Source organism: Tardiphaga sp. 20_F10_N6_6 (genome assembly GCF_052076045.1).
In the GTDB taxonomy this organism is placed as follows: domain Bacteria; phylum Pseudomonadota; class Alphaproteobacteria; order Rhizobiales; family Xanthobacteraceae; genus Tardiphaga; species Tardiphaga robiniae.
This window is the reverse complement of sequence record NZ_CP197239.1, coordinates 129607-151933: the sequence shown is the minus strand read 5'-3', so window position 1 is coordinate 151933 and position 22327 is coordinate 129607. Positions and strand designations below refer to the sequence as shown.

The following is a 22327-nucleotide window of genomic DNA, read 5'->3' as shown; positions in this document are numbered from 1 at the left end:
CATCAATTCTCCCTCTTCGCCCGCGAATGACACGCCATGATGATCAATCGACGAACATTGCTGGCGGCTGCGCCGGCGCTCATGGCGTGGCCGGCCTTTGCCAAGGAAACGGCAAAGGACGCGCCGGCAGCGTTGCAAGCCTATGAACGCGACACCGGCGGGCGGATCGGCGTCTATGCCGAAAACCTCAAGACGGGCGCAAAGATCGCGTGGCGCGCCCATGAGCGCTTCGTGATGTGCAGCACGTTCAAGGCCTCGCTCGCCGCCTGCGTTCTCGCCCGCATCGACCGCGGCGAAGACAAGCCCGATCAGATGATTGCCTATGCCGCTGCAGACCTTCTGCAATATGCACCGGTCGCGCGCGACAATCTTGCCAAGGGCGCGCTCTCGGTCGCCGACATGTGCAAGGCCATCGTCGAGCTCAGCGACAACACCTGCGCCAACATGCTGCTGGCGCGCGTCGGCGGTCCGGCCGCCCTCACCGCCTTCTGGACCAAGACCGGCGACGGCGTCTCGCGCCTCGATCACAACGAGCCGCTATTGAACCGTTCGCGTCCCGGCAATCCGCAGGACACGACCACGCCTGCCGCGATGGCCGGCAACGTCAAACGCTTCGTGACAGGCGACGTGTTAACGCCCGCCTCGCGCGAACGCCTCACCGACTGGATGGTGAACTGCAAGACCGGCGACAAGCGCCTGCGCGCCGGGCTGCCGAAGACATGGAAGATCGGCGACAAGACCGGCAACAACGGCAAGGACGCCGCCGGCGACATCGCCGTGACCTGGCCGAAGCCAGACCAGCCCGTCGTCATCGCCGCCTATACGCAGGGCGGCACGCCGACGGCTCCGCAACTGGAGACGGTGTTCACGGCGATTGGCGAGATGGTCGGGCGGCAACTGGGATAGGCTGCGTCGTCGGCAGAACATCTGGCTTCCGGCGCGACATCGTTCCGACGACAATCCCGCCAAGAATCATGGCCATCGAGGCGATCAGCGACAGCTCGATCGCCTCGCCCAGCACCAGCGCGGAAATCGCAACGCCCATTACCGGCGTTGCCAGCAGGCCGAGCGACGTAATGGTCGCCGGCAGGCTGCGGTTGATGATCACCATCGCCCAATGCGCCAGCGCCGTGCCGAAGATCCCGCCGAACAGCAATGCGCCGACGAGTTCGCGCGTCCAGGCGATATCGGGGACGCCTTCGCGGATCAGCGCCAGCACTGTCAGCAGCACGCTCGCGAGCAGCGCCTGCCAGAACACGAGTTGAAACGGCTCGGAGATCCAGCGGTGGCCGCGGACATAGACGATGTTCGCCGCCCAGCACAGCGCCGCGAGTAATAACAGCCCGCTGCCGATCAGCGCATTGCCGTTGCTCCAGTCGAATGCCGACGGGTTGAACATGACAGCGATGCCGGCAAGCCCGAGCACGATGCCCGCGAGACGTTCTCGCGGAACGGGCTCACGCAGCAGCAGCCAAGCGGCCGGCGCGACCCAGAGCGGCGTGGTGTAGCCGAGCACGATGGAGCGCCCGACCGGCACAAATTGCAGGCCGAAGGCAACCAGCACCGAGAATAGGCCCATATGCAGAACCGCGACACTGACGATCACAGGCATGTCGCCGCGCCGCGGCACGATGAATTGCCGGCGCGCCAGCGTAATCGCCGCAAGAGCGAGCGTGGCAATCACGGCGCGGATCGCCACCGACCACAGCGGCGAAATGTGCTGCACCAGAAATTTCGTCAGCGTCCAGTTCAGCCCCCACATGGTCACGACGACGGCAAACAGCAGCAGCGCCGTGCGGCGCGACAGGGGATGTTCGGACATGGCTTCATCTCACGGCTTCGGTGCATGGCGCACTCGACAGACCGAGGACACTAGGTTTTACTGGCCCCAATCAAAGATCCATTCCAGTAAAAATGACTGAGCCAGTTTGATGGGCGACATTCTCGCAGGGCTGATCGATATCGCGCGCGGGTCCGCGAGCGGCGAGACGTTGACGCGGCAGCTCTATGATCAGCTCCGCGCGGCGATCCTGAGCGGCGCGCTGCCGCCAGGCCATCGCCTGCCGTCGAGCCGCGACTGCGCGCAGCAGCTCGGCCTCGCCCGCAACACCGTCTCGTCCGTCATCGATCAGTTGGCCATGGAAGGCTATCTCGACGTCGCGCAGGGACGACGCCCGACGGTCGCCGCCGCTGAGCGCAAGGCGTTGCTGACCGGGCGCAACATTGCCGGCAAGACGCCGAAGCCGCTCGGCCTGTCGCGCTGGGCCGAGCGCGTGCAGAAGTCGGATTGGCCGTTCATCAACAAAGGGAGGCCACTGCTGTTGGCCCCGGCGCTGGCAGATGCGCGGCTGTTTCCCCACGACATCTGGGCGCGCTGCCTGCGCCGCGCGGCGCGACGCGGATCGACCGGCGATCCCGCCATCAATCGCGCCTCGTTGCGCAACGCCCTGCTCCGCCATCTCATCGCCTATCGCGGCGTGCGGGCCGAGGCACGACAGATTATCCTGATGCCATCGGCGCAGTCTGCGCTTGAACTCATCGCGCGCGTGTTACTCGATGCCGGCGATCTCGCCTGGGTCGAAAGCCCCGGCTATGGCGGCGCATATGCGGCGCTCAATGCGGCCGGCGCGACCATGCGCGGCATTTCGCTGGATGGCAGCGGCCTCTCCATCAAAGGCCGGCGCGATCGCCCGCGGCTGATCTTCGTGACCCCGTCGCATCAGCATCCCACCGGACGGCTGATGCCTGTGAGCCGGCGGCAGCAATTGCTTGCATTTGCCAATGACATTGGGGCTGCCATCGTCGAGGACGACTATGACAGCGAATTCCACTATGACGGCCGCCCCGTCGCCGCCCTGCAGGGCCTCGATGACAACGGCCGCGTGTTCTATGTGGGCACGTTCTCGAAACCGATGTTCGCGGATGTGCGCAGCGGCTACGCCATCGTGCCGCCGGATCTTGCCGACCTGTTCGAAAAGGCGCAGCGCCACGGCAGCCATATCGTGCCGGCGCCGGTGCAGGATGCGCTGGCCGAATTCATCGACGACGGTCACTTCGCGGCGCATATCCGCAAGATGACGCGTGTCTATCGCAGCAGGCGCGATCACCTGCTGCAGGCACTGCAAGTTCATGCCGGCGATCACCTGACGATCGAACCGCCGGCCGGCGGCATGCAGTTGCTAGCCCATCTCGATCTCGATCGCGACGACCGCACCATTTCGGCACGACTTTCCGAGCTCGGCGTGACCGGCCGCCCGCTATCGATGTATTTCACCGGACCTGTGGCCGGCCAGGGATTGTTCATGGGCTTTTCCGCCTGGAACGAACAGGAGATCGACAAGGCTGCCGCCATCGTCGGACAGGTGCTGCGCGCCACAGCTCCGCCACGCGGCCACTCCGGCAAGGCACCGAAGCGGCCGAAGGGCTGACGTTCCTATGCAGCCGCGAGCTTCTTCTCGACGGCCAGCGCCGCCGGCAGCGGTCGCCACAGCACCGTCATTTCCTGTATGAGGCCGGCGTCGTTCAGACGCCAGTAGTCGACGCCATCCAGCTGTTCTGTGCCAACGGTGATACCGAAGAAGGCGGACACGTGTTCCGGGCCCTGCAGCACTTCGTGGAAGTCGAAGCTGTCGACGACACCCAGCAGCGCCGTGACCACCGGCCGGATCGCTGCCTTGCCCTTGAACGGCTCGGCCGCGAGCGGCGTCTTCAGCACGATGTCGTCGGCCATATGCGAGAGCATGGCATCGAGGTCTTTGCGCTGCATCGCTTGGGTAAATGCATGGATGTGCGTGAGGTTCATGATCATGATCCTTTCGATCATATTAGAAGCGGCTTGCGCAACTCACTCCGCCGCTGTCGGCACGATGATGCCAAGCTTCGTCGCGATGCGTTGTGCGGTGGCCTCGCGTTGCGCGGTGATCTTCGCCACCGACTGACGGGTCTGCGCCAGCACCGTCGCCGGTGCGGTTTCGGGCGTGCCGCTGTTGAACGGCGGCTGTGGCGCATATTCCATGAACAGCTGAATTCCCTGCGCCACCTCGTCGCCGCGCAGTTCTGCAGCCAGACGCAGCGCGCCATCGATGCCCGACGTCACGCCGGCGGCGAAGATCCAGTCGCCGTCGATCACCACGCGCTCGTTGACCGGCGTTGCGCCAAAATAGCGCAGCAGATGAAACGACGCCCAATGCGTGGTCGCGCGGCGGCCCATCAGCAATCCCGCAGCGCCGCAGATCAGCGCGCCGGTGCAGACCGAAAAGATTCGAGCATGTCCGGCCTGCTGACGGAGCCAATCGAGCACAACCGTATCGTCCATCAGCGCTTCCTGGCCGAAGCCGCCGGGCACATGCAGCACGTCGAGCTGGGGCGCGTCGCCAATGGCGGCATCCGGCGTAATACGAAGCCCCCTGTAGTCGCGCACGGGATCGGTGGTCTTGCCATAGATTCGATAGGTCGAATTCGGGATCCGCGACAGCACTTCGAACGGGCCGGTGAGATCGATCTGGTCAAGCCCCTCAAACAACAGCGAGCCGATCTGGAGATGTTGGTCTGGCGGGATCATGGAATGCTCCAAGCATTTGTGAATGGACAAGCCGAACCTAGCCCGGCACAGTCTGGCGAATATGCCAAAGACCCCTCGTTCCCCGCCAAACTCTGTTGCGACGGTTCCGCGCGTTATCGACGTGCTGGCGTTCCCGTCGGTGCAACTGCTCGACGTGTCCGGCCCGCTGCAGGTCTTCGCCACGGTCAATGAGATCATGCAACGCAAGGGACAACCTGCGCCCTATAGGCTGCGCGTGATCGCGCGCGGCGGCCATAGTGTGACCGCCTCTGCCGGACTTGGCCTCGCCGTGAGCGATCTGCCGCGCCAGGCCGAACCGATCGACACGCTGCTCATTGCCGGCGGTCCCGGCGTACACGCCGCCGCTTCCGATCCCGCTATGGTCGCCTGGGTGCGCAAGCGCGCGGCCAAGGCGCGGCGCACCGCCTCGGTCTGCACCGGCGCGTTCCTGCTTGCGTCAACCGGCGTGCTCGACGGCCGTCGTGCCGCCACCCACTGGTCCTGGTGTTCCGAACTCGCGCAGCGCTTTCCCGACGTGCATGTGGAGTCCGACCCGATCTTCGTCCGCGACGGCGCGTTCTGGACATCGGCCGGCGTGACCGCGGGAATCGATCTCGCGCTGGCGCTGGTGGAGGAAGACCTCGGACGCAGCGTCGCGCTGATGGTGGCGCGCCATCTCGTGGTATTTCTCAAGCGCCCCGGCGGCCAGTCGCAATTCAGCGCGGCATTGTCGCTGCAGACCGCGGACGACAAATTCGGCGCGCTGCATGAGTGGATCGGCAAGCATCTCGCCGACGACATTTCGCTACCCATGCTGGCAGAACAGGCCGGCATGAGCGAGCGCAGCTTCAGCCGGCACTATGCGGACGCCACCGGCATCACGCCCGCCCGCGCCGTCGAGCAGTTGCGCGTCGAAGCCGCACGGCGGCTGCTCTCGGAAACGAAACTGCCGGTGAAACGCATTTCGCAACGCTGCGGCTTCGGTTCCGAAGAAACCATGCGACGCAGCTTCCTGCGATTGCTTTCTGCCACGCCGCAAGACTATCGCGCGCGTTTCAGTTCCTGAATGTCGCGATCGGGCCTTCTGCCACCCTGGTAAGCATGTCTGCCGCGCAAACCGTCTGGCTTGCTGCCGCAACAGGGCGGGATTAGGCTGGCATCAGCCAAACGCCAAAACACTGCCAGTCAATCCGGGAGCACTCAACATGTCACCAGCCGAAGCCCGCCTCAAGGAAGTGCCGTCGCATATGAGTGAGGGCGAATGGGCCCAGCGCGTCAATCTCGCCGCTGCCTATCGCCTCGTTGCGCTCTACGGCTGGGACGATCTCATCGACACCCACATCTCCGCCCGCGTGCCCGGCCCCGACCATCACTTCCTGATCAATCCCTATGGCCTGATCTTCGAAGAGATCACGGCATCGTCGCTGGTCAAGGTCGATCTCGACGGCAACCAGCTGTCCGAAAGCGAATACAGCATCAACCCGGCCGGCTTCACCATCCATTCGGCAATCCACGAAGTCCGCGAAGACGCCGGCTGCGTGATGCATCTGCACACCCCGGACGGCACCGCAGTGGCCTCCTGCATGGAGGGCCTGCAGCCCCTGAACCAGACTGCTCAGCTCGTGATCCCCGAACTCGCCTATCACGACTATGAAGGCGTCGCGCTCGATCACGACGAACGCCCGCGCCTGCAGAAGGATCTTGGCACCAAGAACGCCATGCTGCTGCGCAATCACGGCACGCTGACCGTCGGCCGCTCGGTCGCCTCGGCGTTCGAGCGCATGTATTACCTGGAACGCGCCTGCACCATGCAGGTCCGCACCCGGATGCTCGGCCCGACCGCCTATCCGGTCGACCAGATCGTCATCGACAAGAACGCCGTGCTGGTGGGCAACCCCGACAAGGCCGAATTGCGCTCGACCAAGCTGGTCTGGCCGCCGATGCTGCGCAAGCTCGACCGCCGCGATCCGTCTTACAAGACCTGAGATTTGGTGCTATAGAGAGGTTACATACCTCTACACAGTGATTCAAAACGCCGTCCAATTCCGGGCGGCGTTTTTATGTTTGGTGCAGACTGTCATTCCGGGGCGCGTGCGACGCCGCAGGCGAACCTCGGCCATTCCACTTGGAATGGCGGGGAATGACGAGCCTGGGATCACGGCCGCATGAACGCAAAATCCGTGTCGGGATCGCAATTATCGGCAACGAAATGCAGCTCCGACTGTACGTCAGCCGTGGTCCTTGTCTCCAGATACTTCGAGACCACGAGATTCACGAGGGAGCGACAGACGCTGTCCTGATCGACCCCGGCGGTCTGAGCTGCCGCCATCGCGGCAGAGAAATGAGTATTGGCGATTTCGGCTGCGGACATTGCATCCTCCCTTTTTTTGTCTTTCGATCAGGAAAGCCTGACGCAAGCCTTGATGTGGGTCAACGCGAAGGCAGTCGTCATCCCAACACTCCGTCATGGCCGGGCTAAAGCGCGAAGCGCAGCTTCGCTAGATGTCCCGGCCATCCGCGCCTCAGCTCGCGGCCAAGACGTGGATGCCCGGCATATGCCGGGCATGACGGCTATTGCCAGCTTACTTCTTCACATCCGCCAGCGCCGCAATGATCCGCGCCCACGACCGGATGCCCTTGTGGAAGCTCTTGAGGTCGTACTTCTCGTTCGGCGAATGGATATTGTCGTCATCGAGGCCGAAGCCGATCAGGAGCGAGTCCAGACCGAGCGTGCGCTTGAAATCCGCGACGATGGGAATCGACGCACCTGAGCCGATCAGCAGCGCCTGCTTGCCCCATTCGTCGGTCAGCGCATCGCGCGCAGCGGCGAGCGGCTTCATGTTCCAGTCGAGCGCGATGGCCGGCGCATTGGAATGATCGAGAAACTCCGCCGTGCAATCGCCGGGCAATTGCGACGTGACGAAAGCCCGGAACGCATCGCGGATCTTGCCGGGGTCCTGACCCTCGACGATGCGGAACGAAACTTTCGCCGACGCATGCGAGGCGATCACCGTCTTGGAGCCCTCGCCCGTGTACCCACCGACGATGCCGTTGATATCGCAGGTCGGACGCGACGTGATCTGTTCGATCAGTTCGCGGCCCCGCTCGCCGGCCGGAATAGAGAGACCGATCGGCTTGAGGAAGCTCTCCGCGGTGAGACCGAGGCCCTTCCACTGCGCCAGAATATCGGCAGGCAAATCCTTCACGCCATCATAGAAGCCGGGAATGGTGATGCGGCCATTGTCGTCATGCAGCTTGCCGAGAATATTGGTCAGCACGCGGATCGGATTGCGCGCACCGCCGCCATAGATGCCGGAATGCAGATCGCGGTTGGCTGCAGTGATCTTCACCTCTTCATAGACGAGCCCGCGCAGCGACGTGGTGATCGCCGGGGTGCTCGGGTCCCACATGCCGGTGTCGCACACCACCGCGAAATCGGCGGCGAGATCCTTCTTGTTGGCTTCGAGGAACGGCACGAAATTCTTCGAGCCGACCTCCTCCTCGCCTTCGATGCAGATGGTGAGATCGATCGGCAGCGAGCCTGTGACATTCACCCAGGCCCGGCAGGCTTCCACGAAGGTCGAGAGCTGGCCCTTGTCGTCCTGCGCACCGCGCGCAACGATGATGTCGCGGCCATCGGCATGTTTGGTGACCACCGGCTCAAACGGAGGACGATGCCACAGGTTCAGCGGATCGACCGGCTGAACGTCGTAATGACCATAGAACAGAACATGCGGCCGCTTGCCGGTGTTGCCCTTGGCGGTGGCGACGATAGCGGGATGGCCCGCCGTCGGCCGTACCTCGGCGTTGAAGCCCAGGCCCTCGATCTCGCCGGCCAGATGCTTTGCCGCCGCCTTGCAGTCCTCGGCGTAAGCCGGATCGGCGGAAATCGACTGGATCCGCAACAGCGCGAACAACCGCTCCAGGGCCTTGTCGAAATCGGCATCGACGCGATCGAGAACGGATGCAAGCTGCGTATTGGACATGAGCGAATTTCCTTAAGCGTGATGGTCCGGAATTTCGGTGGAATCTAGCAGCACCGGCGGGTGGTGCATATGCCAGATCAATCCGCCTGCGAGGATGGCCGTTGCCAGCAGATTATTGCCCCAGGCCTGCAGCATCGCCGGGAATACCGGGATCGACAGCGCCATCAGCACGCCAATGATGCCAAGCAGCCACCATGTCCCGGTCCGTACATTCGGCCTGGGATCATCGGCGGCGCGATGCATCAGCACCGTGAGCGGCAGAAACAGCCACATGAAGTAATATTGCCGCGCCAGCGGCGATGCCACCGTCATCAGGCAGAACAGGATGCCGAGTTCTTCGGCACGTGAGCGCGGCGTGAGTTTCGATCGCGGCAAAAGCGACCAAATGAAGCCGAGGCCGATCAGACCAGACACCGCGAGCACGATCAGGTTCGCGGTTTTGTAGCTGACATCGATCACGTTCATCGTGGCCGATCCACGCTTGCGATCGTCCTGGAAATAATCGATCGGCCGCACCAGACGATGCGTCATCGCGATGATCGACTGATTGACCCAGGACCAGTTCTGTTCGTCGCGCTGGCCGAACCCCTTCTCGGAGCTGGAGCCGACCATTTCGGTGTACCAGGTCTTCACCTCGGCCGCATTGCGCGCGAAGCCGCGAAACGGCGCCGGCACCACATAGAGCAACAGCAGCGTGCAGATGATCATGCTGGCCGAGGCCGCCCAGTGCCGCCGCCAGATCAGATAGGGTAGCACCGCCACCGGAAACACCTTGATGGCCGTGGCGAGCGCAAACATGCTGCCGCCGAGCCACGGCCGATCCTTCTGCATCCACCAGAAGCCGAGCAGCATCATCGCCAGCAGCACCAGATTGGGCTGGCCGAGATCGTACATGTCGAACACGAAGGTGATGGTCGCAAAGCCCGGCAGCGCCGCGAGCCAGGCCGCCGGAATCTTCTTCGAGCCGGTCATGGCATTGGACAGCTGGCTGGTGATCGCCCAGGCCGCCGAATTCAAGATCGAGAGCAAGAGATAGAGCGGGATCTTGCCGAACCAGCTCGGGAGCGCCAGCAAGACCGCGGACAGCGGTGGATAGATGAAGTCCAGCGCACCATTGGTCTTCGCCTCATAGAGCGGCGCACCATGCAGCACCTGCCGCCCAGCCCAGAACCACAGCGCGTAGTCCTTGGTCTTGCCGTTGCCGAAGATTTCCGGGACGAGCACATCCGCCGTCAGCAGGACGCAGGTGATCAGGAACAGCACGTCCAGCGGCTGCCGCAAGGACGGCCACCGCAAAACCGGCATTTCGCCGTCACTTTTCGTCACTTCGCAGTCCCGCTTCAAAGACGCACCAAGGCAGCGCGTTCAGACCGCGGTGGGTAGCAGATGGCGCCGGACCTGCAAAGGCGCAGACCGGCGTATACCGACGTGGTGAATGGCACTTACCGCTTCAAAATCCCGCCCAGCGTCCCGCGCACGATCTCGCGGCCGATCGAGCTTCCCAGCGAGCCGCCCACCTGCTTGCCGATATTGGCGACGATGCCACCGACGACCTTATTGGTCACGCTGCGGGTGACGCTCCGCGCAATCACCTGGCCGGTGGAGAGCCTGTTGCGGCCGGTATTGGTGCCGAAGATGGTGCCCACGATGGCACCGAGCTGGCCCAGAAATCCGCCGCCACCACCGCCCGCCGCGTCGCCAGCCTCGGCGGGCGTCGCCGCCGTGCCGGCGATGCGCTTCTGCAGCGTCTCGTAGGCGGATTCGGAATCGATCGCGGTGTCGTATTTGCCCTTCACCGGGCTCGCCGCGAGGATCGCCTTGCGCTCCTCAGGCGTGATCGGCCCGATACGTGCGGTCGGCGGACGCACCATGATGCGTTCGACCATCGCAGGCGTGCCGTTGCCTTCGAGGAACGAGACCAGTGCCTCGCCCTTGCCGAGTTCGGTGATGACCGTGGCCGTGTCGAGTTTCGGATTGGCACGGAAGGTCTGTGCTGCCGCCTGCACCGCCTTCTGGTCCCGCGGCGTAAAGGCGCGCAGAGCGTGCTGAACGCGATTGCCGAGCTGGGCGAGTACGCGATCGGGCACATCGATCGGGTTCTGGGTGACGAAATAGACGCCGACGCCCTTGGAGCGGATCAGGCGCACGACCTGTTCGATCTTGTCGAGCAGCGCCTTCGGCGCATCGTTGAACAAGAGATGCGCCTCGTCGAAGAAGAATACCAGTTTGGGCTTCGGCAGGTCGCCGACTTCGGGCAATTCCTCGAACAGTTCCGAGAGCAGCCACAGCAGGAAGGTTGCGTAGAGCCGCGGGCTCGACATCAGCTTGTCGGCGACGAGGATATTGACCATGCCACGGCCGTCGCGGTCGGTCTTGAGAAAATCTTTCAGCTCCAGCGCCGGCTCGCCGAAGAATTTATCGGCGCCCTGGTTCTCCAGCACGAGCAATTGGCGCTGGATGGTGCCGATCGTCGCCTTGGTGACGTTTCCGAAGCTCAAGGCTGACTTGCGGACATCGGCGAGTGGATCGACCTCGTCCTTCTTGGCGGTCATCGGCACGATGGCATCGAGCAGCGCGCGCAGATCCTTCATGTCGAGCAGCGTCAGACCGTTCTCGTCGGCGACGCGGAAGGCGACGTTGAGCACGCCTTCCTGCACATCGTTGAGATCGAGCAGCCGCGCCAGCAATAGTGGCCCCATCTCCGAGATGGTCGCGCGCACCGGATGGCCCTGCTCGCCGAACACGTCCCAGAACACGGTCGAGAACTGATCGGGCTGGAACGTCAGCGCCATCTCCTTGGCGCGCTGCAAAATAAAGTCCTTGCCCTCGCCGACTTCGGCTATCCCCGAGAGGTCGCCCTTGATGTCCGCAGCGAAGACCGGCACACCGGCACGTGCAAAGCCCTCCGCCATCACCTGCAGCGATACGGTTTTACCTGTTCCCGTCGCGCCCGTGACGAGACCGTGGCGATTGCCGAGGGCCAGCGTCAGCCATGCCGGTTGGTCGCCCTTGCCGATGAAGATCTTGCCGTCGGTATCGCCTGACTTCAGTTCGGTGGTCGCCATCGGATCGCCTCTGTCGCGCGCATCAAGAAAAAGATTTCAAAAAAATTTGCGGCTCACCATGATCTTACCGCATCTTGGCGAGCGATTGAAACGCAAAGCGTTCCCGCCACACCTGAAACCCGTCCGTCGTTCCCACGGACGAAACACAAGCCGTATCTTTTTGCTCTTTCCAAAGTACGGCGCTGTCGCATCTGCGAACAATTGACCAAAATTTCACGTTTGCTCTTGCATTGGTGCAACACTCGATACGCGATCACACTGAATCGCACGTCGGGCGAGTTGGCGCGCTTGTAATTCGAATCACAGCGGCTCAAGATCACTTTTCAACATAAGGGCATCGGCACTCAACCGATGTGAGGCGGGGCATCATGGACGAATTAATCAAAGCGCTGACCGCAAAGGTCGGCATCGACGAAGCTGTGGCTGAAAAGGCTGTCGGCATTATCTTGGGGTTCCTGCGCAAGGAAGCACCGGCCGCGCCGGTCAATGCGCTCATCGAAAAAATTCCGGGTGCGGATGCAGCCATCGCATCGTCAGAGGGCGGTGGTGGATTGAGCAGCCTGATGGGCGGCGGCATCATGGCCCTGGGCAGCAAGCTGATGGGTCTCGGCCTCGGCATGGGCGAGATCCAGAGCGTCGCGCGCGAACTGTTCAAGTTCGGCCGCGAGAAGATCGGCGCGGATGCCATGGACGAGATCGTTGCCGGCACACCTGGCCTGAGCCAGTTCTCCTGACCGTCTGTTACGTCAGCAGCCGCGCGTAAGCGTCCAGCATCTTCATACGTCCGATCTTCATACGTCTGAGTACCATGACATATCCCATCTCCAAGATTGACGGTTTGACGGCCTTCGCCGCGACCAAACTGAAAAAGGCAGGCATCCGCACCATGGAAGGGCTGCTGGACGCCGCTCACTCCGCGAAGTGCCGCAAGGAACTCGCTGCCAAGACCGGGTTCAGCGAACAGCAACTGCTCGAATGGGCGAACCTCGCCGACTACCTGCGCATCCCCGGCATGGGCAAGGCCAAGGCCGAACTGCTCCGCGCCTCCGGCGTCAACACGGTACGCGAATTGACCCACCGCAACCCGTCCCGCCTGGCTCAGGCGATGCGCGAGGCCAACGACAAGCGCAAGCTGGTGCGGGTGATGCCCTCCGAGAAGTCGGTCGGCGACCTGATCGAAAAGGCCCGCCAGCTGCCGCTGAAGATTTCGTATTGAGCCTCTCGTCATTCCCCGGCACACCAATTGGTGTGCCTGAGGGCACGCGCAGCGCTAGCGGAGCGTGAACCTCAGCCACTCCGATTGGAGTGACGGGGAATCCCGAGATGGCTGAAACGCCGGATCGCTTCACGCTGCAAGATTCCGGGTTCGCCTGCGGCTCACGCCGCATGCGCCCCGGAATGACGTTTTGATCCATCTTGACTCCCTCCCCCCGACCGCGCAAAGCGACCTCATGATCGCGCGTCCGACAACGTCTGCTCCGACGGTCCACCCGGTGCTGGCCGCGCTGCTGGCATCGCCGGTGCCTGCCGTGATGGGTATCCTGAACGTCACCCCGGATTCCTTCTCCGATGGCGGCCAGTTCGATGCCCCCGAGCGTGCGCTGGCGCAGGCCAGGCGAATGATCGCCGAGGGCGCGGGGATCATCGACATCGGCGCCGAGTCCACGCGCCCCTATGGGTCCCGGCCTGTCACCGCCGATGAAGAATGGGCGCGGCTCGTGCCGGTGCTGGCCGACGTGGTCGCGCTCGGCACGCCGGTGTCGATCGACAGCATGAAGGCGTCCGTCGTCGCGAAAGCGCTCGCCGCCGGCGTCGCCATCGCCAATGACATCTGGGGACTGCAGCGCGATCCCGACATGGCGCGCGTCATCGCCGAGCACAGCGCGCCTGTGGTCGTCATGCATAACCGCGACGAGGTCGATGGCAGCATCGATATCGTCGCCGACATGAAAAGCTTCTTCGCGCGCTCGCTGGAGATCGCCGCCAGGGCCGGCATCCCTGCGGGCCACATCGTACTCGACCCCGGCATCGGCTTCGGCAAGACGCCTGAGCAGAGCATGATTGCGCTGGCGCGGTTCGACGCGCTGACCAGCTTCGGCCTGCCGGTGCTGATCGCCGCCTCGCGCAAGAAATTCATATCGACCGTCGTACCGTCGGAGCCGCAGCAGCGCATCGGCGGATCCCTCGCCGCGCATCTGCTGGCGGTGCGGCACGGCGCCAAAATCGTCCGCGCCCATGACGTCGCGGAAACCGTTCAGGCCCTGCGCGTCACCGCAGCCATCGAGGACTTAAGATGACCGACATGATCTTCATCAAGGGCGTATCCGTGCATGCCCATCACGGCGTGCTCGACTACGAAGGCGTCGTCGGGCAGCGCTTCGTCATCGATCTCGAACTCGATGCCGATATCGACCTTGCCTCGCGCACCGACCGCCTTGCCGATACCGTGTCCTATGCCAATGTCGTCGCCACCGCGATCGCCGCTTTCAAGGACACCAATTACAAGCTGCTGGAACGCGCTGCCGGTGCGGTGGCCGATGCGGTGCTCGCGGATTTTCCGCGCATCAGCTCGGTCAAGGTCACCGTGCACAAGCCGCACGCGCCGATCGCCGCGATCTTCGACGATGTCGGCGTGGTGCTGCGCAGATCGCGGGCGTAACCGATGGCCAGCGTCCTCATCGCGCTCGGCGGCAATGTCGGCGATGTCCGCATGACCTTCCGCAAGGCGATCGGCAATATCTGCGGCATGACGCAGGCCGCGTTGATCGAACGCTCGGCAGACTACAGCACGCCGCCAGTCGGCGATGTGCCGCAGGACCACTTCGTCAATGCGGCAATCGAGATCGAGACCGAACTCGATCCGCACGCGCTGTTGTTCACGCTGCACAGGATCGAACACAAGTTCGGCCGCAACCGCGTTGCCGAGGGGCACTGGGGTCCGCGGCCGCTCGATCTCGACATGATCGCCTATGACGACGTGGTCATCGCCAAGCCGGAACTGCACCTGCCCCACCCGCGCGCCACCACCCGCGCCTTCGTTCTGGTGCCGCTAGCCGAGATCGCCCCGGAGCGGGTGATCGCGGGCAAGACCGTTGCCGAGCATCTGAAGGCGCTCTCAACCGCCGGCATCGAGAAGCTGCCCGACCTCGATTGAGCGCCAACACGCCGGAACTATCCTCACAAGATCACTCGCAGATCCCACGGCGCGACCAGCTCGGACCAGATTGGTTTAGCTCTGTGCCCCGCCCCTCACCCGTCGTCGCTGCGCGACGCCACCCTCTCCCCGCATTGCGGGGAGAGGGAAGAAAGCGCCAATTCCGCGCATCCCCATGCTCGAACAGCCATTGGCAACCCCTTCTCGGCATGGCATTTTCCGGCTCAACCACGAAGCAATACCGGGAGTGAAGTTCCTCAATGTCGACTGCGACTGACGACCTGCGGCTGGCCGCCGATTTTGCGCCTGCGAGTTACGATGACTGGCGCAAGCTCGTCGATGGCGTGCTGAAAGGCGCGCCGTTCGAGAAGCTGATCAGCAAGACCTATGACGGCGTCAAGATCCAGCCGATCTATCCGCGCGCCCAGGATGCGGCGCCGATTGCCAGCCGGCCGGCCGCGGCGCCATGGCAGATCATGCAGCGGATCGACCACCCGGATGCCGGCAAGTCGAACAAGCAGGCGCTGCACGATCTCGAAAACGGCGCCACTGGTCTCACGCTGGTGTTCGAAGGTGCCAATGGCGCGCGGGGGTTCGGCCTCGTCGCCTCGCCCGACACCATCGAGACGCTGTTCGACGGCATCTATCTCGACGCCGGCATCGGCATCGAACTCCATGCCGGCCCGCAGTCGCGCATGGCCGTGACGCATCTCGCCGATTACATCAAGACGAAGGGCATCGATCCCGCCACATGCGATATCCGCTTTGGCCTCGATCCCATCGGCGCCACCGCCGTATGGGGCACCAGCGCCTATAACTGGTGGGAGATGGCGCCCGCCGTCACCGACACCATCAAGAAGCTCGCCGCACAAGGCTTCAAGGGCCCGTTCGCCGTTGCCGACGGCCGCATCATTCACGATGCCGGCGGCTCCGAAGTGCAGGAACTGTCCTACGTCCTCGCGGTGATGGTGTCCTATCTGCGCGCGATGGAAGACCATAACATTCCGCTCGAGACGGCCCGCGGCATGGTCTATGCGCGTCTCGCGGCTGATGCCGATCAGTTTCTCACCATGGCGAAATTCCGCGCGCTGCGCCTCTTGTGGGCGCGCATCGAGGAAAGCTGCGGCCTCGTGCCGAAGCCGCTGTTCATCGCTGCCGACACCGCATGGCGCATGCTTACGCAGCGCGATCCCTATGTGAACATGCTGCGCGCCACCATGGCGACATTCGCTGCGGGCCTCGGCGGTGCCAACTCCATCTGCGTGCTACCGCATACGCTGGCGCTCGGCCTGCCCGATGGCTTTGCGCGCCGTGCTGCGCGCAACACCCAACTGGTGCTGCTGGAAGAGTCCAATCTCGCCAAGGTCACCGATCCCGCCGCCGGTGCCGGCGGCATCGAGGCGCTCACGCGCGAACTGTGCGACGCCGCATGGGCGCAGTTCCAGGACATCGAAAAAGCCGGCGGCGCCTTCCCCGCGCTTGGCAACAATGTGATCCAGCCGAAGGTCGCCGCCACCCGCGCTGCGCGTCAGGCCAGCGTCGCCAAGCGCCGCGAAGTGCTCACCGGCGCCAGCGAATTCCCGAACCTGCATGAAGCACGTGCCAGTGTGCTGAAGGTCAAGCCGATCCCCGGCAAGCCCTATGGCAAGGACAAGATCAAGTTCAACCCGCTGGAACCGATCCGGCTGGCCTCGCCCTTCGAGGTGCTGCGCGACAAATCGGATCACCTGCTGGCGCGCAAGGGTGCCCGTCCGAAGGTGTTCCTGGCCAATCTCGGCACGCCAGCCGATTTCACGGCACGCGCGACCTTCGCCAAGAGCTTTTTCGAGACCGGCGGCATCGAAGCCCTCGACAGCGACGGATTCGCCGATCCGGCCGAACTCGCCAAGGCCTGGAAGGCCTCCGGTGCCGCGCTGGTATGTATCTGCTCGTCCGACAAGCTCTATGCCGGCCAGGCCGCGCCCGCAGCAAAAGCGCTTCAGGCCGCCGGCGCGAAGCATATCTATCTGGCAGGCCGCCCCGGCGACCTCGAGGCGCCCTTGCGCGACGCAGGCGTTAGGGATTTTATCATTGCCGGCGGCGATGCGCTGGCGATGCTGGTGCAGGCCCACGATCTACTAAATTCGGCCTGATGGAGTAAGCCATGACGGCAACGGCGAGCAAACCCGCGCTGACCGGCGGCTGCCAATGCGGCGCGATCCGCTTTGCGCTGTCGGCTGCGCCGACCCGGGTCAGCATCTGCCATTGCCGCATGTGCCAGAAGGCCACCGGCGCGCCATTCGCCTCGCTCGCCGATATCCCGAACGAGAACTTTGCGTGGACCCGCGGCAAGCCGGCGGCGTTCAAGTCATCGTCGATTGCGGAACGTGACTTCTGCGCCAAATGCGGCACGCCGCTGAGCTACCGCGCCATCGGCGGCCCCAAGATCGAGATCATGACCGGCGCCTTCGACCGCCCGGACCGCGTGGTGCCGACGCAGCAATTCGGCACGGAGTCACGCCTGGGCTGGGTCGGCAATGTGTCGAACCTGCCGAGCAAGACCACCATGCAGAATTTCGGACCGGAGAAATGCGCGGAAGTGTTCAGCTATCAGCATCCGGATCATGATTGAGATAGCGTGTTTCAACAAGGATCGCGCGCATGGGCAGTTTGCTATTCGACTTGCTGATGTGGCCGATCGCCAAGGTGCTTGAAAAAGTGTTTGACGTGGTACTCTGGCGGAAAACTGAAACGCCCCCGTCAGACGACCCGACCTACAAGAAGAACGTTCAGAGACTCATCGAACGCAATCGAGAATTCGAGAAACGACCATGACCAAGATTCCTGACTTCACCAACATCGCTTTCTCGCCCATCGCCGCCGGTGCGCCATCGCAGGGCGAGCCATGGCTGACACCCGAAGGCATTCTGGTGAAGCCGGGCTATGGCGAAGCCGATGTCGCCGGCATTGACTTCCTCGACACCTATCCGGGCATCGCGCCATTCCTGCGCGGCCCCTACCCCACCATGTATGTCAACCAGCCCTGGACGATCCGGCAATATGCCGGGTTCTCCACCGCGGAAGATTCCAACGCCTTTTATCGCCGCAACCTCGCCGCCGGCCAGAAGGGCCTCTCGGTCGCGTTCGATCTCGCCACCCATCGCGGCTATGACTCGGATCATCCGCGCGTGTCGGGCGACGTCGGCATGGCCGGCGTGGCGATCGACTCGATCTATGACATGCGCACGTTGTTCGCCGGTATTCCGCTCGACCAGATGAGCGTGTCGATGACCATGAACGGCGCGGTGCTGCCAATCCTCGCGCTCTATGTCGCCGCCGCCGAAGAACAGGGCGTGCCGCCGGAGAAGCTGACCGGAACGATTCAGAATGACATTCTGAAGGAGTTCATGGTGCGCAACACCTATATCTACCCGCCGACGCCCTCGATGCGGATCATCTCCGACATCTTCGCCTACACCTCACAGAAGATGCCCAAGTACAATTCGATTTCGATCTCCGGCTATCACATGCAGGAAGCCGGCGCGACGCAGGATCTCGAACTCGCCTATACGCTGGCCGACGGCGTCGAATATCTCCGTGCCGGTCTCGCCGCAGGTATCGACGTCGACCGCTTTGCGCCGCGGCTGTCGTTCTTCTGGGCGATCGGCATGAACTTCTTCATGGAAGTCGCCAAGATGCGCGCCGCGCGGCTGCTGTGGGCCAAGCTCCTGACGCAGTTCAATCCGAAGGACCCGAAATCGCTTTCGCTGCGCACCCATTGCCAGACCTCGGGCTGGTCGCTGACCGCGCAGGACGTCTACAACAACGTGATGCGCACCACCATCGAGGCGATGGCGGCGACACAGGGCCACACCCAGTCGCTGCACACCAACGCGCTCGACGAAGCATTGGCGCTGCCGACCGACTTCTCCGCGCGCATCGCCCGCAACACGCAGCTGTTCCTGCAGCAGGAAACCGGCACCAACCGCATCATCGATCCATGGGGCGGCTCCTATTACGTCGAACGTCTCACCCACGATCTCGCCACCAAGGCCTGGGCGCACATCCAGGAAGTGGAAGAACTCGGCGGCATGGCCAAGGCCATCGAGGCCGGCGTGCCGAAGCTGCGCATCGAGGAAGCCTCGGCCAAGACGCAGGCACGCATCGATGCCGGCCGTCAGGCGGTGATCGGCGTCAACAAATACAAGCCGGAAAATGAAGAAGCGCTCGACGTGCTCAAGGTGGAAAACTCCACCGTGCGCCGGCTGCAGATCGACAAATTGAAGAGGCTTCGTGGCGAGCGCAGCCAGGCCGACGTCGATGCCGCGCTGGCGGCGCTGACGCGCTCGGCCAAGGACGGCAACGGCAACCTGCTAGCGCTGGCGATCGATGCCGCGCGGGCCAAGGCCACCGTCGGCGAAATTTCCGATGCGATGGAAAAGGTGTTCGGCCGCCACCGCGCCGAGATCAAATCCATCACCGGTGTCTACAAGCGCGAGGCGTCCACCATGAACGACAAGGTCCAGAAGGTTCAGGCGCTGATCGACGCCTTCGAGGACGCCGAGGGCCGCCGTCCGCGTATTCTCGTCGCCAAAATTGGTCAGGATGGCCATGACCGCGGCCAGAAGGTGATCGCTTCGGCCTTCGCGGATGTCGGCTTCGACGTCGATATCGGGCCGCTCTTCGCCACCGCCGACGAAGCCGCGCGGCAGGCCGTCGAGAATGACGTACACATCCTCGGCCTCTCCTCGCTGGCCGCAGCCCATCTCACCGCGGTGCCGGAGCTGAAGGCCGCACTCAAGAAGCAGGGCCGCGAGGACATCATGATCATCATCGGCGGCGTCGTCCCGCCGCAGGATTACGACGAACTCTACAAGGCCGGCGCGGAGGCGATCTTCCCGCCCGGCACGGTGATCTCCGAGGCGGCCGAAGAGCTGATCCACAAGCTCAATGCGCGGCTGGGCCACAGCGAGGCGGCGGCGTAGCTGCGGCGTCACGGCAAACGTGGTAGGATCGCGGGATGACCGACGTGATCGACATCCCGCTGGAGACGATCCTCGCAAAACTGCGAGCGATTGCGCCTGCCATCAAGGCAGAAGGCGTGACGCGGCTGGCCGTGTTCGGCTCTAGGGTTCGCGGTGACGCACGGCCGGACAGCGATCTGGATATTTTGATTGAGACGTTCGACAGAGCGTCTTCAGCGCGACGCTTCGATCTGTTCAAGGTCATGCATCTCATCGAAGATACGATTGGAATTTGGCCGCACGTCATGTTTCCAACCGAATTGACACCTCGCATCAGGGAACGCATGGCCGACGATCTGATCGAGGTGTTTTGATGCCTCCCACGTCCGAAGATCGTCTGAAAGACATTCTTGATCGCGTTCATCTCATCGAGCGCGTCACGAGCGGCATGGCGCCGGATCAGTTCGCCGAAGACGAAGTTGTTCGCGGTGCGGTAGAGCGCTTCCTTGCCATCATCTGCGAAGCGTCATTGCGGTTACCGGATAACGTCAAGATTCTCGCTCCGCATATCAATTGGCGAAGAATGAATGATTTCGGAAATCACCTCCGTCACGCTTATCATCTAACGGATGCGGACGAAGTCTGGCAGATCGTGCAGAATGACCTGCCTCCCCTCAAAGCCTTTGTTGAAAGCGTCATCCGCGAATGACTATACGTGCCTTTCATCAGTCGCTGCTTGCGGCTTTGCTCCTCGCACTGCCATGCATCGCGCCCGCCCTCGCCGCCGAGCCAAAGCCCGACATCCAGCTCAAGGCCAAATACACCGAGGTCGCCGTGTTCTTCGATGCCGCGATCAAGTCCGATGCGCCGCTGCTGAAATATCTCACATCCGCCAGCAATGGCTGGGCTGCGAAGACGCTGAAGGAACTGGCCGAGCAGCGCAAGGACATGCGCGATCTGCCTGCCGATATCCGCAACCGGCCCTGGGAATCGGAGCGCAGCTATACGCAGAGCTCGCTCGTCTCCGGCCGCTATGTCAGCATCATTCGCGCGGACTACAACTACACCGGCGGCGCGCATCCCAATCGTGCCAACGACACGCTGCTGTGGGACAGGCAGGCCGGCAAGATGATCAGCATCCGCCCTTTCTTCACCGAGCTCGCCGATGGCGGGCCGGCGATGACGGCGATCCGCGATGCGGTCGTCGCCGATCTGAAACTCGAGAAGAAAAAACGCGACAACGACAATCCCGACATGAGCCTCGTCGACGCGCTGGAACCGAAGCTGCTCAAGATCGGGCCGGTATCGCTGGCGCCGTCGACGTCGACCGGCAAGAGCTCCGGCCTCAGCTTCCATTACGGCCCCTATGCGGTCGGCTCTTATGCCGAAGGTGATTACGACGCCTTCGTGCCGTGGGAGAAACTCAAGCCATATCTGTCGGCCGAAGGCAGCGCGATCTTCGGCGGCGAGCGGCCGAAGGACGACGACAAGGGGCCGCAGTGACGAAAGCCCCCATCGACATCGACGCGCTCGCCAAAGACCTCCGCGCCGGCGGCCGCGCCGCGCTGGCGCGGGCGATCACGCTGGTGGAAAGCCGCCGCGCCGATCATCAGGCCGCGGCGCGCGAACTCGTCCAGGCGCTGCTACCCGCCACGGGTAATGCGTTTCGCGTCGGTATCACCGGCTCGCCCGGCGTCGGCAAATCGACCACCATCGATGTGCTCGGCATGTATCTGATCGACAAGGGCCACAAGGTCGCGGTGCTGGCGGTCGATCCCTCCTCGGCGCGCACCGGCGGTTCGATCCTCGGCGACAAGACACGGATGAACGATCTGTCCGCCCACCCGAATGCCTTCATCCGTCCCTCGCCGTCCTCCGGCACGCTCGGCGGCGTCGCGGCGAAAACGCGCGAGGCCATGTTGCTGTGTGAGGCGGCAGGTTTCGACGTGGTGCTGGTGGAGACCGTCGGCATCGGCCAGTCGGAAACCGCGGTCTGCGATATGACCGACTTCTTTCTGGCACTGATGTTGCCCGGCGGCGGCGACGAGTTGCAGGGCATCAAGAAAGGCCTGATCGAACTCGCCGACATGATTGCCATCAACAAGGCCGACGGCGACAATCTGAAGCGCGCCAATATCACCGCTGGAGATTATCGCGGCGCGCTGCATATCCTGGCGCCGCGCTCGGAGCACTGGCATCCGCCGGTCGTGACCTATTCGGCATTGACCAAGACGGGTATCACCGAGCTCTGGGACAAGGTCGTCGCGCATCGCACCGCCATGAATGCCTCCGGCGATTTCGCCGGCCGCCGCCGCGAGCAGCAGGTGAAATGGATGTGGACCATGCTGGAGGATCGGTTGAAGGCGCGGCTGCGCAGCGATCCCGGCATTCGCAGCAAGGTCAAACAGGTCGAACGCGACGTCGCCGACGGCACGATGACGCCGGCCGTCGCGGCGGAAGCGATCGTGGAGTTGTTGAGGTAGCGCGCCCTAACCTCTCCCCGCTTGCGGGGAGAGGTCGGCTGGCGGAGCGCAGCGAAGCCAGACGGGTGAGTGGGACTATCCACTTGCTCCTATTTCGTGGAGAGTCCCCCCTCACCCGCCTTCCACATGCTTCGC

The 22327-nt window shown here is 63.4% G+C and carries 24 protein-coding genes; 17 read left to right on the top strand and 7 right to left on the bottom strand.

Annotated elements, in window-relative coordinates; all coding sequences use genetic code 11:
- The first annotated feature begins 36 nt into the window (after nucleotides 1–36).
- Complete coding sequence (bla, locus tag AB7813_RS00565) at nucleotides 37–906, top strand: class A beta-lactamase (protein ID WP_439057959.1); 870 nt, start codon at nucleotides 37–39, stop codon at nucleotides 904–906.
- On the opposite strand, the gene AB7813_RS00560 is transcribed toward bla, so the two are convergent.
- Nucleotides 866–1822, bottom strand: coding sequence for a DMT family transporter (locus tag AB7813_RS00560; protein WP_439057957.1), 957 nt, complete (start codon nucleotides 1820–1822; stop codon nucleotides 866–868). The two genes, bla and AB7813_RS00560, sit on opposite strands and share 41 nt — an antisense overlap.
- A gap of 109 nt (nucleotides 1823–1931) precedes the next feature.
- On the opposite strand from AB7813_RS00560, the gene pdxR reads away from it, so the two are divergent.
- Nucleotides 1932–3428, top strand: a complete 1497-nt coding sequence (gene pdxR / locus AB7813_RS00555; RefSeq protein ID WP_439057955.1) for a MocR-like pyridoxine biosynthesis transcription factor PdxR — start codon at nucleotides 1932–1934, stop codon at nucleotides 3426–3428.
- A 5-nt stretch (nucleotides 3429–3433) separates the two neighbouring features.
- Here pdxR and AB7813_RS00550 read toward each other — a convergent pair whose 3' ends face one another.
- Together AB7813_RS00550 and AB7813_RS00545 are read right to left on the bottom strand one after the other, a co-directional pair.
- A complete protein-coding gene (locus AB7813_RS00550; RefSeq protein ID WP_184519389.1) occupies nucleotides 3434–3802 on the bottom strand; it encodes a nuclear transport factor 2 family protein in 369 nt (122 codons plus the stop codon).
- Between the two features lie 42 nt (nucleotides 3803–3844).
- Entirely contained in the window at nucleotides 3845–4561 is a 717-nt protein-coding gene (locus AB7813_RS00545) for a DJ-1/PfpI family protein (protein ID WP_089267005.1), read from the bottom strand.
- A 61-nt stretch (nucleotides 4562–4622) separates the two neighbouring features.
- On the opposite strand from AB7813_RS00545, the gene AB7813_RS00540 reads away from it, so the two are divergent.
- Both AB7813_RS00540 and AB7813_RS00535 read left to right on the top strand, forming a co-directional pair.
- Nucleotides 4623–5627, top strand: a complete 1005-nt coding sequence (locus tag AB7813_RS00540) for a GlxA family transcriptional regulator (protein ID WP_439060466.1) — start codon at nucleotides 4623–4625, stop codon at nucleotides 5625–5627.
- Between the two features lie 139 nt (nucleotides 5628–5766).
- The gene (locus AB7813_RS00535; protein ID WP_439063506.1) at nucleotides 5767–6546 is read left to right on the top strand and encodes a class II aldolase/adducin family protein; all 780 of its coding nucleotides are present in this window, start codon (nucleotides 5767–5769) and stop codon (nucleotides 6544–6546) included.
- 170 nt (nucleotides 6547–6716) lie between these two features.
- Here the strand turns inward: AB7813_RS00535 and AB7813_RS00530 are convergent, their stop codons facing one another.
- The 4 genes from AB7813_RS00530 to AB7813_RS00515 form a co-directional block, all read right to left on the bottom strand.
- Entirely contained in the window at nucleotides 6717–6932 is a 216-nt protein-coding gene (locus tag AB7813_RS00530; protein WP_093759036.1) for a hypothetical protein, read from the bottom strand.
- Between the two features lie 211 nt (nucleotides 6933–7143).
- Nucleotides 7144–8547, bottom strand: a complete 1404-nt coding sequence (locus tag AB7813_RS00525; protein WP_231077372.1) for a M20/M25/M40 family metallo-hydrolase — start codon at nucleotides 8545–8547, stop codon at nucleotides 7144–7146.
- Nucleotides 8548–8559: 12 nt separating this feature from the next.
- A complete protein-coding gene (locus AB7813_RS00520) occupies nucleotides 8560–9852 on the bottom strand; it encodes a glycosyltransferase family 87 protein (protein WP_439064604.1) in 1293 nt (430 codons plus the stop codon).
- A gap of 137 nt (nucleotides 9853–9989) precedes the next feature.
- Entirely contained in the window at nucleotides 9990–11612 is a 1623-nt protein-coding gene (locus AB7813_RS00515; RefSeq protein ID WP_439063505.1) for a helicase HerA-like domain-containing protein, read from the bottom strand.
- 368 nt (nucleotides 11613–11980) lie between these two features.
- Between AB7813_RS00515 and AB7813_RS00510 the strand changes: the two genes are divergently transcribed.
- The 13 genes from AB7813_RS00510 (at nucleotide 11981) to meaB (ending at nucleotide 22192) form a co-directional block, all read left to right on the top strand.
- Entirely contained in the window at nucleotides 11981–12346 is a 366-nt protein-coding gene (locus tag AB7813_RS00510; protein ID WP_068734292.1) for a hypothetical protein, read from the top strand.
- A 74-nt stretch (nucleotides 12347–12420) separates the two neighbouring features.
- Nucleotides 12421–12828 carry a DUF4332 domain-containing protein gene (locus AB7813_RS00505; RefSeq protein ID WP_089267001.1) on the top strand — a complete coding sequence of 136 codons (408 nt, stop codon included), beginning with the start codon at nucleotides 12421–12423 and terminating at the stop codon, nucleotides 12826–12828.
- Between the two features lie 235 nt (nucleotides 12829–13063).
- The gene (folP, locus tag AB7813_RS00500) at nucleotides 13064–13909 is read left to right on the top strand and encodes a dihydropteroate synthase (RefSeq protein WP_089267000.1); all 846 of its coding nucleotides are present in this window, start codon (nucleotides 13064–13066) and stop codon (nucleotides 13907–13909) included.
- Entirely contained in the window at nucleotides 13906–14271 is a 366-nt protein-coding gene (gene folB / locus AB7813_RS00495; protein ID WP_089266999.1) for a dihydroneopterin aldolase, read from the top strand. The genes folP and folB overlap by 4 nt, the downstream gene beginning before the upstream one ends.
- 3 nt (nucleotides 14272–14274) lie before the next feature.
- Nucleotides 14275–14766, top strand: coding sequence for a 2-amino-4-hydroxy-6-hydroxymethyldihydropteridine diphosphokinase (gene folK / locus AB7813_RS00490; protein WP_089266998.1), 492 nt, complete (start codon nucleotides 14275–14277; stop codon nucleotides 14764–14766).
- Nucleotides 14767–15026: 260 nt separating this feature from the next.
- Entirely contained in the window at nucleotides 15027–16898 is a 1872-nt protein-coding gene (locus AB7813_RS00485) for a methylmalonyl-CoA mutase family protein (protein WP_439083663.1), read from the top strand.
- Between the two features lie 11 nt (nucleotides 16899–16909).
- On the top strand, nucleotides 16910–17377 hold the full coding sequence (locus tag AB7813_RS00480; protein ID WP_093759041.1) for a GFA family protein: 468 nt from the start codon (nucleotides 16910–16912) through the stop codon (nucleotides 17375–17377).
- A 29-nt stretch (nucleotides 17378–17406) separates the two neighbouring features.
- A complete protein-coding gene (locus AB7813_RS00475; RefSeq protein WP_170849709.1) occupies nucleotides 17407–17580 on the top strand; it encodes a hypothetical protein in 174 nt (57 codons plus the stop codon).
- Nucleotides 17577–19730, top strand: coding sequence for a methylmalonyl-CoA mutase (gene scpA / locus AB7813_RS00470; RefSeq protein ID WP_439083664.1), 2154 nt, complete (start codon nucleotides 17577–17579; stop codon nucleotides 19728–19730). The genes AB7813_RS00475 and scpA overlap by 4 nt, the downstream gene beginning before the upstream one ends.
- A gap of 35 nt (nucleotides 19731–19765) precedes the next feature.
- Nucleotides 19766–20083, top strand: coding sequence for a nucleotidyltransferase family protein (locus AB7813_RS00465; RefSeq protein ID WP_093759043.1), 318 nt, complete (start codon nucleotides 19766–19768; stop codon nucleotides 20081–20083).
- Nucleotides 20083–20418 (top strand): HepT-like ribonuclease domain-containing protein, encoded by a 336-nt coding sequence (locus tag AB7813_RS00460; protein WP_175367531.1) that lies wholly within the window; start codon nucleotides 20083–20085, stop codon nucleotides 20416–20418. The genes AB7813_RS00465 and AB7813_RS00460 overlap by 1 nt, the downstream gene beginning before the upstream one ends.
- A complete protein-coding gene (locus AB7813_RS00455) occupies nucleotides 20415–21212 on the top strand; it encodes a hypothetical protein (protein WP_439083665.1) in 798 nt (265 codons plus the stop codon). Before AB7813_RS00460 ends, AB7813_RS00455 begins: the two co-directional genes overlap by 4 nt.
- Nucleotides 21209–22192 carry a methylmalonyl Co-A mutase-associated GTPase MeaB gene (meaB, locus tag AB7813_RS00450; protein ID WP_439083666.1) on the top strand — a complete coding sequence of 328 codons (984 nt, stop codon included), beginning with the start codon at nucleotides 21209–21211 and terminating at the stop codon, nucleotides 22190–22192. The genes AB7813_RS00455 and meaB overlap by 4 nt, the downstream gene beginning before the upstream one ends.
- Nucleotides 22193–22327: the final 135 nt, after the last annotated feature.